The sequence below is a fragment of the Bacteroides sp. MSK.20.82 genome, assembly GCF_019052485.1.
Taxonomy (GTDB): Bacteria; Bacteroidota; Bacteroidia; order Bacteroidales; family Bacteroidaceae; genus Bacteroides; species Bacteroides thetaiotaomicron.
The window spans coordinates 122,669-141,177 of record NZ_JAHQUN010000005.1; the positions used below are offsets into that span (position 1 = coordinate 122,669).

The 18,509-nt window shown below is 38.0% G+C and carries 10 protein-coding genes; all 10 read left to right on the forward strand.

All coding sequences use genetic code 11. From position 1 onward, the window contains the following. The first annotated feature begins 59 nt into the window (after window positions 1-59). The 10 genes from KTR07_RS07615 to KTR07_RS07660 all read left to right on the forward strand — a co-directional run bounded on the left by KTR07_RS07615 (window position 60) and on the right by KTR07_RS07660 (window position 18,491). Window positions 60-290, forward strand: coding sequence for a hypothetical protein (locus tag KTR07_RS07615; RefSeq protein WP_008760955.1), 231 nt, complete (start codon window positions 60-62; stop codon window positions 288-290). 7 nt (window positions 291-297) lie between these two features. After that, the gene (locus KTR07_RS07620; protein WP_008760956.1) at window positions 298-2,847 is read left to right on the forward strand and encodes a glycoside hydrolase family 38 C-terminal domain-containing protein; all 2,550 of its coding nucleotides are present in this window, start codon (window positions 298-300) and stop codon (window positions 2,845-2,847) included. A 34-nt stretch (window positions 2,848-2,881) separates the two neighbouring features. Then, the gene (locus KTR07_RS07625; protein WP_055298754.1) at window positions 2,882-5,230 is read left to right on the forward strand and encodes a GH92 family glycosyl hydrolase; all 2,349 of its coding nucleotides are present in this window, start codon (window positions 2,882-2,884) and stop codon (window positions 5,228-5,230) included. Window positions 5,231-5,243: 13 nt separating this feature from the next. Further along, window positions 5,244-8,327, forward strand: coding sequence for a discoidin domain-containing protein (locus tag KTR07_RS07630; protein WP_117981310.1), 3,084 nt, complete (start codon window positions 5,244-5,246; stop codon window positions 8,325-8,327). Window positions 8,328-9,095: 768 nt separating this feature from the next. Next, the gene (locus KTR07_RS07635; protein ID WP_217315306.1) at window positions 9,096-10,499 is read left to right on the forward strand and encodes an SGNH/GDSL hydrolase family protein; all 1,404 of its coding nucleotides are present in this window, start codon (window positions 9,096-9,098) and stop codon (window positions 10,497-10,499) included. Between the two features lie 70 nt (window positions 10,500-10,569). Continuing rightward, window positions 10,570-13,248 (forward strand): glycoside hydrolase family 78 protein, encoded by a 2,679-nt coding sequence (locus tag KTR07_RS07640; protein WP_117981312.1) that lies wholly within the window; start codon window positions 10,570-10,572, stop codon window positions 13,246-13,248. Window positions 13,249-13,257: 9 nt separating this feature from the next. Beyond that, complete coding sequence (locus KTR07_RS07645) at window positions 13,258-14,124, forward strand: esterase family protein (RefSeq protein ID WP_117981313.1); 867 nt, start codon at window positions 13,258-13,260, stop codon at window positions 14,122-14,124. A 331-nt stretch (window positions 14,125-14,455) separates the two neighbouring features. Beyond that, window positions 14,456-15,148 (forward strand): GDSL-type esterase/lipase family protein, encoded by a 693-nt coding sequence (locus KTR07_RS07650; protein ID WP_011109094.1) that lies wholly within the window; start codon window positions 14,456-14,458, stop codon window positions 15,146-15,148. Between the two features lie 27 nt (window positions 15,149-15,175). Then, on the forward strand, window positions 15,176-16,936 hold the full coding sequence (locus KTR07_RS07655; RefSeq protein WP_048695098.1) for a hypothetical protein: 1,761 nt from the start codon (window positions 15,176-15,178) through the stop codon (window positions 16,934-16,936). A 184-nt stretch (window positions 16,937-17,120) separates the two neighbouring features. Beyond that, entirely contained in the window at window positions 17,121-18,491 is a 1,371-nt protein-coding gene (locus tag KTR07_RS07660) for an IPT/TIG domain-containing protein (RefSeq protein WP_008760962.1), read from the forward strand. Window positions 18,492-18,509: the final 18 nt, after the last annotated feature.

The window sequence follows — 18,509 nt, forward strand, 5'->3', positions numbered from 1 at the left end:
TGATATTTTTTTAGGGGTATTTACTGGGATAATCGTTCTTTTGTAAAAAGGAACGAATAATGGGAACTAATTTAAATAAATATTTTGCAGGTGAATTGACTTCAGAAGAAAAGGAAGTCTTCCTTCTGAATGTGAAGAATAATGGGGAAATGCGCGAGGAATTTATTGAGTATCAGAGTGTTGTTGCTCTTGTGGATTGGTCGTTCCCTAAAGATGATAAAGAACTTGCTAAGCAAAAACTATCTGAATTTATGAGTCGGATAGAGAATAGCGAAAATAAAAAGGCTTAAAAATACCATGAATAGACTTAATAACATCATATTACTAGTCGTCTTTATATGTACGCATGCTCATTCGCAACAAGCTTATTTTGTTGATGGATATCATGGAGGGATATACGGGCATTATCCGGTGAAGTGGAAAACTCAGTTTATTGTCGACCAGTTATCCAAGCATCCGGATTGGCGAATTTGTCTGGAAATAGAGCCTGAAACATGGGATACGGTGCAAATACAGACTCCCGGAGCCTATCGACAATTAAAAAACGTAGTAGTAACTAAGCAGGTAGAGTTTACAAATCCTACTTATGCTCAGCCTTATTGTTATAATATATCGGGCGAAAGCATTATACGTCAGTTTCAATATGGTATTGCTAAGATAAATAAACATTTTCCGGGAGTGACTTTTACCACTTATTCTGTGGAAGAACCCTGTTTCACAAGTTGTTTGCCTCAGATATTGAAGTTATTTGGTTTTAAGTATGCCGTACTCAAATGCCCGAATACTTGTTGGGGAGGATACACTAACGCTTATGGCGGCGAATTGGTCAATTGGGTAGGCCCGGATGGAACTCCCATTCTTACTGTTCCTCGCTATGCTTGCGAGAAATTGGAAGAGAATTCTACTTGGCAGACAACTGCTTGGTGTAATGAAGAATCTTATCTGAATGCTTGTCGTGATGCAGGGATTGAACATCCTGTGGGAATGTGTTTCCAAGATGCCGGATGGAAAAATGGTCCATGGTTAGGAAGTGGAAAGAATACAAAAAGTAATTCAGTTTATGTGACGTGGAAAGATTATTTTGAAAATATTTCCATTGGTAAAACGAATGATGACTGGCATTTCTCGCAGGAAGATATGCGTGTAAACTTAATGTGGGGAAGCCAAGTGTTGCAGAGAATTGCTCAAGAAGTACGTACTTCTGAGAATAAAATAATAATAGCAGAGAAGATGTCTGTTATTGCTCATCTTGCCAATGGGTACACTTGTGTTCAGGAAGATTTGGATGAAGCATGGCGTACTTTGATGCTTGCGCAACATCATGATTCTTGGATCGTACCTTACAATGGCCTAAATAAATTTGGAACCTGGGCGGATCAAATAAAGCGATGGACAGATGAGACAAATACTGTGGCTGATAAAATTACAGCTGCTTCTATATTCAGTTTTGATAACGATACTATTAATACTGAAAAAGCCCAGGGATTTGTACGTGTTTATAATACATTGGGAACAAAAAGAAAAGAACTGGTAACTGTTGAACTCCCTCAGGAATATGCAGACTTTGATTTGGAAGTCAATGATTATAGAAATAAAAAAGTTGATTATTCAATAGGAAAAGAAGGTGGAAAAATAAGATTGTTGTTTGAAGCAGATGTTCCTCCCTTTGGTTACTCCACATATCGTATTAAACAAGTAAAGACAGGTAAAAGAACGGTTTCAGGAAGCGAAAAGATTATAAATGAAGGAGAATATGTGGTTGAAAATGATATGTATAAAATTGTTTTTGACTTGTCGAAGGGAGGAATTATTAAAAGCCTTGTAGCAAAAAAAGAAGAAAACAAAGAATTTGCCAAACAATCGGGTGAATATTCTATAGGTGAATTGAGAGGCTATTTTTATGACGAAGGCAAGTTTCGCTCTTCTACAGAAGCTCCGGCTAAGCTGACGGTTTTGCGAAGTAATATACAAGAGACAAAGGTAAAACTGGAAGGGAAAATAGCTTCACATCCTTTTGTACAGATTATAAGCATTGCTCAAGGGGAGAAGCGTATCGATTTTGACCTTACTATTAATTGGAAGAAAAATGTAGGTATTGGAGAATATAAAGAAAATAGTTGGCGGGATAATCGCAGAGCTTATTGTGATGACAGATTTAAGTTAAGTGTACTTTTCCCTGTAAATCTTCATTCTCCTCGTATTTATAAAAATGCGCCGTTTGATGTTTGTGAAAGTAAGTTAGATGATACTTTTTTCAATAGTTGGGATCAGATTAAGCATAACATTATTCTTCATTGGGTTGATTTGGCAGAACAGGAAGGAGATTATGCATTGGCTTTATTCGCAGACCATACTACTTCCTATTCACACGGAAAAGATTATCCGTTAGGACTGACTGCCCAATATTCTGGTAATGGGCTTTGGGGACCTGACTATAAGATCACGGGACCGTTGAAAATGAAATATGCTATTGTTCCTCATCGTGGCAAATGGGACAAGGCTGCTATAGCCACGAAGAGCGATTGTTGGAATGAACCATTGTTATGTTCCTATCATTCATTTGCAAAATTGGAGTCAAGGTCACTGGTAGACTTAAAAAATACCGGTTATCAGGTGAGTGCAGCCAATATAAAAGATGGAAAAATAATCTTGCGATTGTTTAATGCGGAAGGTGACAGGAAGCAGCATAATATTACTTTTGATATGCCGCTGTCTAGTATAGAAGAAGTAGATCTGAATGGTAGAGTTATAGATAGAAAGACAATAAAAACACGTACCGGAAAATCTGAAATTAGTATTTCTATGCCTCGTTTCGGTCTAAAGACATTTGCTTTGAACTTGAATTGAACATATTCTAATAATAGTAAACTGTAATATTTTTATGTATAAAGCTAGCGCTAATATTTTAATAGCTTGCTCTTTTTTGTGGCTGACTGCTTGTTCTTCAGCAGGAGTAGTAACAGAAGATTTAATTCCGACTGATTATGTAAATCCTTTTATAGGAGCTAGTACCAGTGTAGGAGCTGCCGGTGTTTATCATGGATTAGGTAAGACATTTCCTGGCGCTACTACTCCTTACGGTATGGTACAAGTAAGTCCCAATACTATAACCGGAGGTGATAATAGTTCCGGTTATAGTGATGAACACAAAACCATTGAAGGCTTTGCCTTTACTCAGATGAGTGGAGTGGGCTGGTTTGGGGATTTAGGAAATTTCCTGGTGATGCCTACAACGGGCGAACTGCAAAAAATAGCGGGTAAAGAAGATGGTAGTATAAAAGGGTATCGTTCTTCTTATGATAAAGCTACCGAAACAGCTAAAGCGGGATATTATTCGGTAGAACTGACTGATTATAAGATTAAAGTAGAGAGCAGTGCGACACCTCATTGTGGAATATTGCAATTTACTTTTCCTTCGAATGAACAATCTCGTATTCAGATAGACCTGGCACGTAGAGTGGGGGGGACTTCTACTTCGCAATATGTGAAAGTATTGGATGATTATACCATTCAAGGCTGGATGAAGTGTACACCTGATGGTGGTGGATGGGGAAATGGTGAGGGAAATTCCGATTACACAGTTTATTATTATGCACAATTTAGTAAACCATTGAGTAATTATGGCTTTTGGAGTGCGGATATTCCCGATGAATGGGTTCGGAAGCGTGATGAAGTGGTAAGTATTCCCTATCTGACACGTATATCACAAGCTCCGGTCATTAAAGATAAGAAAGAACTGGAAGGAAAGCACCTTGGCTTCTTCACAGAATTTCCCACAAAAGAGGGAGAACAGGTTGAGATGAAAGTAGGCATTTCCTTTGTCGATATGGAAGGAGCAGCTAATAACTTTAAACAGGAGATTGCTTCTAAAAACTTTGCTCAAGTAAAACAGGAAGCGAGTGATTTGTGGAATAAAGAACTTAGCCGTATACGGATATCCGGTGGAACTGATGACGAAAAAACTGTTTTTTATACATCATTATATCATACGATGATTGACCCTCGAATCTATACAGATGTTGATGGGCGATATATTGGCGGAGATAAAAAGGTACATGAACAGGACGGTACATTTACCAAGCGTACTATATTTAGTGGTTGGGATGTTTTCCGTAGCCAGTTCCCTTTACAGGCGATGATTAATCCGCGTTTGGTGAGTGATGCGTTGAATTCGCTGATAACGATGGCAGATCAGAGCAGACGGGAATATTATGAACGTTGGGAACTTCTGAATTCTTATTCTGGCTGTATGATAGGTAATCCTGCACTGTCGGTGCTGGCAGATGCTTATATGAAAGGAATTCGCACGTATGATGTAGAAAAAGCATATCAATATGCAGTCAACACGTCAGCTAAGTTTGGGAATGATTCGTTGGGATATACTCCTGAACCGTTGAGTATTTCATATACGCTGGAATATGCCTATGCAGACTGGTGCGTGGCTCAATTGGCAAAGGCGTTGGGGAAAGAAGAAGATGCAAAGCGCTTTTATGAAAAAGGGAAAGCCTATCGTAACATGTTTGATGCGGAAAAAGGCTGGTTCCGTCCCCGAAATGCAGATGGATCATGGAAAGCATGGCCGGAGAATGCACTGACCGAAGAATGGTATGGTTGCATTGAGTCGAATGCGTATCAGCAAGGCTGGTTTGTGCCGCACGATGTTCCGGGAATGGTTGAACTGATGGGAGGCAAGGAAGAGGTTATAGCTAATCTGACTAATTTATTTGACCACACTCCTTCTGATATGTTATGGAATGATTATTATAATCATGCTAATGAACCGGTACATTTTGTTCCTTTCCTTTTTAATCAGTTGGATGTACCTTGGTATACACAGAAGTGGACACGATATATTTGTAAAAATGCTTATGCGAACAAAGTAGAAGGGATTGTGGGCAATGAAGATGTAGGACAGATGTCGGCCTGGTATATATTGGCTGCTTCCGGCATTCATCCTTCCTGTCCCGGTAACACCCGCATGGAAATAACCAGTCCTGTTTTTGACAAGGTAGAATTTAATCTGGACTCAAAATATCATCAAGGGAAAGTATTTACAATTATTGCTCACAACAACAACACAAATAATCTATATATACAAAAAGCTTTGCTGAATGGCAAGGAGTACAATAAATGTTACCTTGACTTTGCTGAAATCGCAGCAGGAGGAACATTGGAATTATTTATGGGCGATAAGCCCAATACAGAATGGGGTGTTTTATCTAACATTTAAATAACTGAATATTATGATGAATAAGTTTAGACTTCTTTTACTAGCATCAAGTTTGTTTGTACTGAATGGAATAGGGCATGCTCAGACTTCTACCATGTCACTGAACAGTTCCAATCCTAAGATAGTATGGGAAGTCAAACCGCAGGCAGATTTGAATAATATAGGGGGAGAACAAATCTCTACCCCCGGTTTTAAAATGCCGGACTATGTAAAAGGCGTAGTTCCCGGAGCTGTTTTTACAGCATATGTTGAAGCTGGAATCGTTCCCGATCCTAATTACGCTGATAATATATATAAAGTAGATGAGACGTTTTATAACCGTCCTTTCTGGTATCGTACGGAGTTTGAACTTCCGGCATCTTATTCAGCAGGTAAGCGTGTTTGGCTTCATTTTGATAATACCAACCGTTTCGCAGATTTCTATTTTAATGGAGAAAAAATATCGGGAACGAAGACATCCACTAAAGATGTGAGCGGACATATGTTGCGTTCTAAATTTGATGTGACACATCTGATTAAGAGATCAGGAAAGAATGCGGTTGCGGTTCTGATTACTGATCCTGATCAGAAAAAGACTCGTAAAGGAAAAGATCCGTATGGTGTTGCTTGTAGTCCCAGCTATCTGGCAGGTGCCGGTTGGGATTGGATGCCGTATGTGCCGGGACGTCTTGCCGGAATTACAGGAAATGCTTATCTGGCTATTACAGGTGATGCTGTGATGGAAGATCCGTGGATTCGCTCGGAATTGCCGACTTTGCAACAAGCAGAACTATCTTTCTCTACAGGAATCAAGAACGTTTCTTCTGCTCCGAAAGAAGTGGAAGTTTCCGGTGTTATTCAGCCGGGAAATATTACTTTCTCCAAGAACATTCGGGTGGAAGGAAAAGAAACAGTACAGTTGTCGGTGGATAAGAGCGATTTTGCTGCATTAGTCATTCGTAACCCGAAACTTTGGTGGCCTAACGGCTATGGAGAACCGAATCTTTATACCTGTAAACTGACTTGTTCGGTAGATGGAAAAATATCGGATGAAAAGGATATTACTTTTGGTATCAAGAAGTATGAGTATAAGATGATCAACAACGTAGTGAATTACCCGGTCCTTACATTCTTTATCAATGGGCAGAAGATTTATCTGAAAGGTGGAAACTGGGGTATGAGCGAGTATTTGCTTCGTTGTCATGGCAAAGAGTACGAAACGAAAATCAAGTTGCATAAAGATATGAACTACAACATGATCCGTTTGTGGACAGGTTGTGTGACTGATGATGAATTCTATGATTATTGCGATAAGTATGGAATCATGGTGTGGAATGATTTTTGGCTGTATGTCGCTTATAATGATGTAGCTGAGCCGGAAGCATTCAAAGCAAATGCTCTTGATAAAGTGAGACGTTTAAGGAATCATCCTTCTATAGCTATCTGGTGTGGTGCTAATGAAACACATCCGGCACCCGATTTGGATAATTATTTGCGTGAAATGATAGCTCAGGAAGATAAAAACGATCGAATGTATAAATCTTGTTCCAATCAAGATGGTTTATCCGGAAGCGGATGGTGGGGAAATCAGCCCCCTAAGCACCATTTTGAGACTTCGGGCAGTAATCTGGCATTCAATAAACCTGCTTATCCGTATGGTATAGATCATGGTTATGGTATGCGTACTGAAATAGGAACGGCTACTTTCCCGACATTTGAAAGTGTGAAATTGTTTATTCCTCAGGAGTCATGGTGGCCTCTGCCTACTGATGAACAATTGAAAGATGATGATGATAACGTTTGGAATAAGCACTTCTTCGGCAAAGAAGCGTACAATGCCAATCCTATCAATTATAAGAAATCAGTGAATACGCAATTCGGAGAATCTTCGAGTCTGGAAGAGTTCTGTGAGAAAGCTCAGTTGCTGAATATTGAAGTAATGAAAGGGATGTATGAAGCATGGAATGATAAGATGTGGAATGATGCGGCAGGGCTTTTGATCTGGATGAGTCACCCGGCATATCCATCATTCGTGTGGCAGACGTACGATTATTATTATGATCCTACCGGAGCTTATTGGGGAGCAAAGAAGGCTTGCGAACATCTTCATCTTCAGTGGAACTCATCTAATAACAGTATAAAAGCTGTAAATACTACTACCAAAGACTTGAAAGGTGCTTATGCCAAAGCGACCATCTACAACCTGAACGGAAAAGAGGTTGCGGCATATGGACGTACAAAACAGATGGATGTACCGGCAAGTAACATTGCAGAAGCGTTCACGTTAAACTTCAATCCGTACAATTTGGCTTTTGGCAAGAATGTGATAGCTTCTTCATCATCACCATCCAGATCGGCTTCTTTAGTAGCTGACGGAGGGGCAGGCAGTCGTTGGGAAAGTGATGCGAGTGACTCTCAATGGATTTATGTTGACTTGGGTAAGAAAGAAAAAATAGAGCATGTTGTGTTGAAATGGGAAACGGCACGTGCCAAAGAGTACGAGATCCAAGTGTCGAATGATGCGAGGAAATGGAAAACAGTCTATACAAACAAAGATGGACAAGGCAGTACAGATGAGATAAAACTTTCTCCGGTTACTGCACGCTATGTGAAAATGGCAGGAGTTAGCCGTGCCACAGACTTTGGATATTCACTGTATGAATTTGAAATATATGGTAAGAAACAAAAGAATGTTGAGGAACTGACTCCGCTCCATTTCATCCGGTTAGAACTGACTGACGCAAATGGTAATTTGATTTCAGATAATTTCTATTGGAGAAACGGCGTGACAGATCTTGACTATACAGCTTTGAATACATTGCCGGAAGCAGAACTGTCGTGCAAATTAGTTGATAAGTCAATGTTATCCGAAGGGAAGATGAAATTGTCGGTAAAGAATCATTCGAAAACTGTTGCTTGTGCTAACCGGATAAGATTGGTGAATACGGCTACACAAGAAAGAATCCTTCCTGTTATCATGTCTGATAATTATATAACTTTGATGCCGGGTGAAGAACGGACTATTTCTGTTGAGGCGGAACCGGAAATGCTGAAAGGAGGAGTCAGTGTTTTGCTAAAACAATATGGTAAGGCTGAACAAAAGAAGTTGGATATATGATATACGTAGAAAACTAAGGGTCACCTTTTTAATTTGAACACCAGAAGACATTACCTGTCCTGTCTTCTGGTGTTTTTTTTAATTTCCCTCTATATTGTGCCTGATATATTCAGGAGGAGTAGAAAGTGAACTTTCTTTCTTGAATAACCTGCTTGATTTAATAGACAATGAACAGTTTATTAATCTATTATGTGTACTTGCTTAATATCTTTTGGAACTAACAACAGTTCGTTTCACATACGTGGTCCTATCGCTTCACATACGTGAGCCCATAAGCTCACGTACGTAGACCGAACGCTTCACGTACGTGAAACAAGGAAATGTTACTGACAAAGTTTATTAGTCTTGCCTTCTTCATATATTAATGTTACCGACATTTGTTTTATTTGTACCATGATAAATAGTCCTGTGTATGAACAGAATGAAGAAAATAAGGATTTAGGGTTGAATAAATAAGTGAGCATACTTGATTTGTAGTGGGATAGGGGTGACAATAGAAACTTATAAAATTCTATTATCACCCTTATTATCACCTGCTATTATCACCATTACTTGCTTGATTGATAGTCGTTTATCTTTAAAAAGTGACAAGTGACAATAAAAAACTGTTTTTTTCTTAGTGGGAGTTACTTGAAAAATTAAACATTTATTTTAGTGGTTAAGCAAACTTGAATCGTCTTTTTTAATAAGATTCTTTTTTATTCAAAGTTGGAAAAGAGAATGTTTTGAAAGATAAATAATTAAATTTGTAATAAAGTGTATAATCAAATGAATAGTAAAATAAACGTAAAGGTCTTTTTCCTGCTATTTCTAATCTGTGTTTATTCTAATAGCTTGTACGCACAATCAATTCCACCCTTTAAAAAAGGAGAACGGGTAGTCTTTGTTGGAAATAGTATAACCCATGGTGGACATTATCATTCGTTTGTGTGGTTATATTATATGACTCGTTTTCCAAATAAACCGATTACAATAATGAATGCCGGAATTGGCGGTGAGAGTGCATGGGATATTAAAGATCGGTTGGACTACGATGTTTTTGACAGGAAACCGACTTATGTAACTCTGACTTTTGGTATGAATGACACAGGGTATGATATTTTCTGGAAAGAGAATGCTAAGGAGTTGTCGGAGCAACGGATTGAAAAATCTTTGGAAAGTTTTCGGGAAATAGAGAAGCGCTTGCTGGCAGAGAATAAAATCACCAAAGTGCTGATAGGTGGATCACCTTATGATGAAACTACGAAATTGAACAGTTTACTTTTTCTTCATAAAAATGATGCTATTTTAAAGATAATTGATGCCCAGCGTAAGGCGGCTAAGAAAAATGGATGGGGATTTGTGGATTTTAATCAGCCGATGGTACAAATAAGTCTGGAAGAGCAAAAGAAAGATTCGACATTCACTTTTTGTAGAGTAGATAGAATCCATCCTGATAATGATGGACAGATGGTGATGGCTTATTTATTTTTAAAGGCGCAGGGACTGGCTGGAGTCGAAGTTTCGGATATTTCAATTGATGCAAATAACAGGAATCTATTAAGTCATAGGAATTGTAAGGTCTCCAAACTAAAGAAAGAAGCTGGTGGTTTAAGTTTTGATTATTTGGCAAATTCACTTCCTTATCCTTTGGATTCTATTCCAAGACATGGTTGGGGAAATAAAAGGTCACAACGTGATGCTATGGATTTAATACCGTTTATGAAGGAATTTAATCAAGAGCGTTTGCAGGTGACTAATTTAGAAAAAGGACATTATCGGCTGACAATAGATGGATTGTTTATCGATAATGTTTCATCTGGACAGTTGGAAGATGGTATCAATCTGGCCGATTATCCCAATACACCCCAATACCAGCAAGCCATGAAAATCATGTATCTGAATGAAGAACGTTTTGAAGTAGAAAAACGTTTCAGAGAATATTTGTGGACAGAATATTCGTTCTTGAAAAAGGAAGGTCTGCTGTTTGCTGATAACGAGAAGGCTATAAATAAACTTAGGGAGTATTTACCTAAAGATGGTTTTCTGAGGATGAGTTATGAGTGGTATACCAAAGCGATGTATCCAGAGATACGCGAAGTATGGAGTAGATATATGAAGACCATCGTTGATACAATTTATAAAATGAATAAGCCGACTACTCATAAAGTCAAGTTGACAAAGATAGGTTGAGTAATGCATTATCCATTGTAAGAGTGTTGGGGTGATGATTCATAGCTGTAATATTCGCAGAAACTTATTTATGAAGAATAAAAAACTGTTACTAGGCATAGGAATAATGTGTTGTCTTTGGTGTTTGCCAAAGATTGTACATGGGAAAGAAAACAAGGTCTCTTTTTCTTTAGTGGAGTTAAAATGTGAGAATATGGTTGATCCTTTAGGGATTGACAACGTTACTCCCCATTTGAGTTGGAAGTTGAAAGGAGATGGGGTGGTGGATGGACAAGCTTTTTACGAAATTCAGGTAGCGTCAGATAGTCTTCTATTAATTGGGGGGAAGGCTGACTTATGGAAATCGGGAAAGTTGAAGTCTGATGTTTCTGTGATGGTGCCTTATCAAGGCTTACCTTTGGCTTCGCGTTCTTTATGCTACTGGAGGGTACGTGCCTGGGATCGGAAAAGGCATGTTTCCCAATGGAGTCCGGTGGCGCGTTTTTCTGTTGGTCTTTTGAATAAGGAACAGATACACGGTGTCTATATCGGTTCATCACCGGAAGGAGGTAAGGTTTGTGCTCCTTTACTTCGTAAAAAAGTGCAAATAGGTGAACTGGCAACGACTTTTCTGTATGTGAATTCGCTGGGATATCATGAAGTATATGTCAATGGAAAGAAGGTTACGGAGAATGTTCTTACCCCTGCAGTCTCTCAACTGAATAAACGTTCGTTAATGGTCACTTATGACGTATCTTCTTATTTGAAAGAAGGAGAGAATGACCTGCTGATATGGCTTGGACAAGGGTGGTATAAGAAAACTACTTTTGGTGCTGCTTATGACGGTCCGTTGGTAAAAGCGGAACTGAATATGCTGAGAAATGGAAAATGGGAAGTATTGACTGCAACTGACACTTCTTGGAGGGGACGAGAAAGTGGCTATTCGGATACAGGTAATTGGTGTGCTTTACAATTTGGTGGTGAAAGGGTGGATGGGAGAATAGTGCCGACAGATTTTTCAACTTATTCTCTAGATAAAATGAAATGGTATCCTGTGGTGGAAGTAAATGTACCAAGACACATTGTTTCACCTCAAATGTGTGAAGCTAACAAGATACATCAAACGTTGCAACCTGTTTCTATCAGGAAACTTAGTGAAGATACCTGGTTGGTAGATATGGGAAGAATACAGACCGGATGGTTTGAAATGAAGATGCCGATGTTATCTGCGGGACATGAGGTCACGATGGAATATAGCGATAACCTGACTAAAGAAGGAGAATTTGACAAACAAGGTGAAAGTGATGTCTATATTGCAGGTGGACGGAGGGGAGAATATTTTAGGAATAAATTCAATCATCATGCTTATCGTTATGTCCGTATCTCCAACCTTCCGGCAAGACCGAAAACTGAATGGATAAAATCTCTCCAGATTTATGGCGATTATCGGCAGACTGCGACTTTCGAATGTTCGGATGCTGACTTGAACGCCATTCATAATATGATTCAATATACTATGAAGTGTCTGACATTTAGCGGATATATGGTCGACTGTCCGCATTTGGAGCGGGCAGGCTATGGTGGCGATGGAAATTCGTCTACAATGAGTTTGCAAACAATGTATGACGTAGCACCGACTTTCACAAACTGGATACAAACATGGGGAGATTCAATGCGCGAAGGGGGAAGTCTGGCCCATGTAGGTCCTAATCCCGGTGCAGGTGGCGGTGGTCCGTATTGGTGTGGATTTATTGTACAGGCGCCATGGCGAACGTATGTGAATTACAATGATCCGAGATTAATAAAGAACTATTATCCGAAAATGAAAGAATGGTTCTCATATGTGGATAAATATACGGTGGATGGATTGCTGAAACGCTGGCCTGATACTCAATATCGGGATTGGTTTCTTGGTGACTGGCTTGCACCGATAGGAGTAGATGCAGGAGCACAATCTTCTGTTGATCTGGTAAATAATTGTTTTATCAGTGAATGTTTGGGGACAATGGAAAAAATAGCTCTGATGCTTGGGGAAAAAGAGGAGGCAGAGAAGTTTGCTATGCGCAGGAAGAATCTAAATGAGTTGATTCATCAAAAGTTTTATCATCCGGGTAAAGGTATCTATTCTACAGGTTCACAGTTGGATATGTGTTATCCAATGCTTGTAGGAGCTGTACCGGATTCTTTGTACGATGATGTGAAAAGAAAGATGATGACTGATACTGAAAAGCAGCACAAAGGTCATATTGCTGTAGGGTTGGTAGGTGTCCCAATTTTGACAGAGTGGGCTATTCGTAACAGGGAAGTTGACTTTTTATATCAAATGTTGAAGAAACGTGATTATCCAAGTTATCTGTATATGATAGATAATGGTGCTACAGCGACTTGGGAGTATTGGAGTGGTGAACGGAGTAGGGTGCATAATTGCTATAACGGAATCGGAACCTGGTTTTATCAAGCAATAGGGGGACTTAGAATAGATGAATCGGTACCCGGTTATCAACATGTATTTATTGATCCTCAAATACCGAAAGGTGTGACTTGGGCTAAGATGACAAAAGATACTCCATATGGTGTGATTGCTGTTGACTGGGAATTGACAGATAATATTATGAATCTTCAAGTGGATATTCCAGTTGGGGTTACTGCTACACTCTGTATTCCCGATGAGGCTGTGTCCTGTATGATGGATGGGAAGAATATTCGCATAGAAAAGAAAATGATTCAATTAAAAGCAGGTAATTTTAAATATTATATTTACATGAAATAATAGATACGTATGAAAAAACATTTATTATCAGCGCTTTTAGCGATATGTCTGGTTGCTACGGCTTTTGCCCAGCAAGGGAAAGTGTATGAGACACGTACCGTAAAAAGTAAGATTCTGGGAATGGAACGTAGTTACTCCATTTATTTGCCAGCAGGCTATGACGAAGGAGATGGTAGTTATCCGGTATTGTATTTGCTTCATGGACTAGGAGATAATTATACGGGATGGGTGCAATTTGGGCAGGTTCAGTATATTGCAGATAAAGCGATTGCTGAGGGTAAATCAGCTCCGATGATTATTGTTATGCCAGATGCTGACACGGTTCATAAAGGTTATTTTAACTTGTTGGATGGAACATATAATTATGAGGACTTCTTTTTTCAAGAATTGATTCCGCATATCGAGAAAACGTATAGAGTGCGTGCTGAAAGTCGTTATCGTGCTATCTCCGGTTTGTCTATGGGAGGTGGTGGAGCGTTGTTTTATGCTCTTCATTATCCGGAGATGTTTGTTGCTGCTGCTCCGTTAAGTGCTGTTGGAGGGGCATGGACATTCGATCAGATGAAGAGTCAATCAGATTTATCGAAGGTGTCAGAAGAAAAAAAAGCGGAAGTTCTCGGGCAAATGGATATACAAACTATCTTGGAGAAATCTCCGAAAGAAAAGCTAGACCGTATCAAATGGATTCGTTGGTATATCAGTTGTGGTGATGATGATTTCTTATCGGTAACGAACTGTCTTTTACATAACACGTTGTTACAGCATCAGGTTGGTCATGAATTTCGTATGAAAGACGGCAGTCATTCGTGGACTTATTGGCGGATGGAATTACCAGAGGTTATGCGATTTGTTTCTAGAATATTTACTCAATATTGAGCGTAAGTAAAGTGATTCTTAACAAAATAGGCTTTGAAGATCAAGTCCTTTTATCGTATGAATTAAAATTTATAGATATTTTTTTATTTCTTTTTAGTGGTATTTGCTTGCTTACTCGTTCTTAATATAAACATTGTTTTTTATGGGTTTAATTTAGGTAAAAGGTTAGGATTGGTGTTTGATTGGTTTTCAAGTTTATCCTCCGGTTAAAATTTGCTCCTCATTGCTCTTACTACAGCCGGAGGGAGCTTGTAAAATACCGTAGGTCAAGATAGGTAGACTGTTTTTTAAAGGTAAAAAGGTTTTGTTTTCAGTTAAAAACAGAAAAATAATGACTAGAATACAAAATCATATGACGAAAATAGTTCGAATATTAGTTTTCGCATTTCTGATGCTTATACCTGTTTGCGGTGTAGCGCAGGATAAAATTAAAATAGCATGCATTGGCAATAGTATAACTGAAGGGGCTGACAATTATCCGACTCCTTTGGCTCGTATGCTTGGAAATCAATATGAAGTTGGCAATTTTGGAAAGTGGGGCCATACTTTATTGCGAAAAGGTGATCATCCTTATATGAGTACCGATGCATTTATCAATGCACAGAAATTTCAACCGAACGTTGTAATTATTAAACTTGGTACAAATGATTCCAAGCCGGAGAACTGGAAATATAAGGATGAATTTGAAACTGATTTAGAGTATATGATCAGCACTTTTCAGAAGTGTGGATCTAAACCAAAAATTATTATATGTCGTTGTATTCCGGCAAGTAATAATTTATATGGGATCCGTAATGAAATAATAAAAGATGAAATTTATCCGATACAAAAGAAAGTAGCTAGGAAGTTTCATCTGAAATTGGTAGATCTGTATAGCCCATTAGAACATAAAGTTGATTCAACTTGCTATGTATGGGATAATGTACATTTGAATAAGAGCGGTTCGCTTATATTGGCGGAGCATATATATAAAGCTATTACAGGTAAAAAAGCTCCTAAATTGGAAAATGCATTTGCTAACTAGAAGAAAAATCATACTATAAAACGACACATGAGGCGATATATTTATTTTGTTTTTTTATTATGTTGTGCTGTTAATCTATTGTTAACTAGTTGTGTACGACAGAAATATGTTGTAATGGATATGGTACACCATAATCCGGGTGAGGCTATGACGGAATCGAAGTTTCTCGATCCTTCTTTTTTGAAAAAAAATGAATATGGAGCAAAAGTTTTTTTCTTGTTTGAGGCTGCACAGTTTGGAATTGATTGGAAGAGTTTTGATCCTTCTTTATTCCCGGATACGACTGAAGCCGGACGTTGGGTGGCAGAAAAAGCAGAAATAATACATAAAAAATATGATGCAGCAAAAAAGGAAGACCTTCAAGTATACTGTATGCTTGATATGTTAGTACTTCCTTCTTTGCTGGTAGAAAAACATAGAACAGAACTTACTAACGAACAAGGAAAACTTGATATATCGAAACCTTACACTCAGCTTTGTATTCGTGAATTGATGAAGGAAATGTTTGAAACGTTTCCACAATTGGATGGATTAGTGATTCGTACTGGAGAAACTTACCTGCACGATGCTCCTTATTATGTAGGCAATCATCCAGTACAAAATGGTATGTATGATCATATTACGTTAATTAATTTGTTACGGGAAGAGGTTTGTGAAAGACGTAATAAGAAGTTGTTTTATCGTACATGGGATATGGGGCAATTGCATTCGATCCCTAAATATTATTTGTCCGTTACAGACAGTATAGAACCACATCCAAATCTTTATTTCTCTATCAAGCATACCATGACGGATTTTTGGAGATCAACAATTACTGATCCTGATATGAATTATAATATAATGGATAAATATTGGTTGGAAGAATCAGGACAATATGGTGTTCCTTTTAATCCTTGTATAGGTATTGGTAAACATCAACAAGTAGTTGAAGTGCAATGTCAACGTGAGTATGAAGGAAAGGGAGCACATCCCAATTATATCGCTAAAGGAGTAATTGATGGTTTTGAAGAATTTAAGAAACCTGGTATAAAGAAGCCGTATTGTTTAAACCAAGTGAAAGATAATCCCTTATTTAAGGGTGTTTGGACTTGGTCACGTGGCGGTGGCTGGGGAGGTCCTTATATCAAGAATGAGTTTTGGATCGAATTAAATGCTTATGTCATCTCACATTGGGCTAGTAATCCTTTGAAAACAGAAAAAGAAATACTATATGATTTTGTAAAAGCAAAAGGGCTTCCCGAGTCAGAATGGGAGATGTTCCGTCGACTTTGCCTATTATCAGAAGATGGAGTGATAAAAGGGCAATATAGTACTATGGGAGATACTTATGTTAATTGGACACGTGATGACACCATAACGGGAGATGTATATCAAAAGAGTTATTTTGATCGTATGATTGAAAGAAATCAAGTAAATGCTTATCTGAAAGAAAAGGAAGAAGCTGTTCGTATTTGGAAGGAAATAGAACTGATATCTCAAAAACTACATTTTCCCTCAGAAGAATTGAATCATTTTATTCGTATTTCCTGTTCGTATGGACGCATTAAATATGAGCTTTTTGCTGTTTCGTGGCAGATTATGCTATGCGGTTATGTGGCAGATACAACAAAAAAGTCTTTTAACCGGATAGAGATGGATAAATATATTACTGCATTTGATGATTTGTGGAAAGAATGGAACGACTTATCTCTAGAAAACGATAATTGCCCTTCAATGTATAAGATTTCTTCTAACTTTTTTGGTTTTCCTGTAGGTATACAAGAGACCATTGATAAATACAGGAAATAGTTTTCGTTTTTTCTTCTTATATGTTATAGAATATAAAAAAATAAATGAATATTACTTAGTGGTTAGTATTATTCTAGTCGTCTTACTATTAATAGTAGCAAAAAGTATGAGAAAGAAACATAAAATAACGAAAGTAAAATTATGATCATTATTATTATATAAATTCTTAAAAACGGTATTTTCTATGAGAAACTTATTACAAAAATGTTTTAAATGGCAGTGGCTTGTCTGCTTGGCTGTAGGCTGCTGCTTTTCGTCTTGTAAAGATGATGAAGAGTCAACTTCGGGCTATGATCCGAATAAGCCGATTGTGTTGACTGATTTTTATCCGCCCGAAGGAAAACTTGCAACTCAAGTTATTCTTAATGGATCGAATTTTGGGGATAGTAAGGAAAATGTGAAGGTCTTTTTCAATGATAAAGAGGCTTCTGTCATTTCTGTGAAGGATGATAGAATGTTGGTATTGGCTCCTAAACGTGCATCTACAATAGAGGACCCAGAATGTGTGGTTAAAGTACAAGTACATGAACAAATAGAGGAGTACAAGCAGACATTTGATTATTATATCCAGACTACTGTGACTACGTTAGTGGGAGGAAGTACATCGGCACAGGTGAATCCAACAGGAACTATACCACTATCTGAAGCACAATTTAGAGCAAATATTGATAGGTGTATTTGTGTAGATCAGGATAAAAATGTTTTCTTTTTAGTAGATAATGATGGAAAGTTTGCTGCATTTATGTTAAATGAGGAGGCTGATAAATTAATATCTCTAAAGTCAGATATTAATGCGTTGTTTAACTCTCCTGTTTTGGGGTATAACAGTAAGGATGATATTGTCTATCAATTCTGGGCTAATAGAGATAGTCATGAAGTTTATTATTTTGACCCTAAGACGGATTATGCACCAACTACAGCTATAAGTTCTATTTCATGGGATGATCCAAATTTTCCAAATATTGAAGGATTTGGAGTATGGGCAGCCAAGTGTAATTTTACAATGGGACCAGATGGAAAAATGTATTCAAGAATGTTAGGTGGAAATCTGGTACGGATTGATGTAGAGAATGCTAGAGGAGAGAATCTAACGAATGGGGATTTGGTTGGAACCAAGGATGGTAGTGCTTATGGACTTGTTTTCGATCCTCAAGATGAGAATGTTTTTTATTTCTCAAATAATGATAAGCATTGTATTTATAAATATGATTTACGTACTAAAGAATGTGCATGTTGGGCTGGTCAAGAAGGTAAAAGTGGATATTTGGATGGACCAATAGGACAAGCTATGTTTAATAAACCTGGACAGATGTGTGTCGATTCAGAAGGTAATATAATTTTGACTGATACCGAAAATCACTGTATTCGTAAGATAACAATGAGTACAGGTTATGTATCTACATTAGCAGGAAAACCCCAAAATTCAGGTTATGTAAATGGTAGTGCAGAAGATGCTCAATTCAAAAAGCCATTGGGAATTTGTATTGATAACGACGATGTAATGTATATCGGCGACTCAGAGAATCGTGCTATTCGTCGATTAGCTGTCGAATAAATAATTAGTGAAACTTTA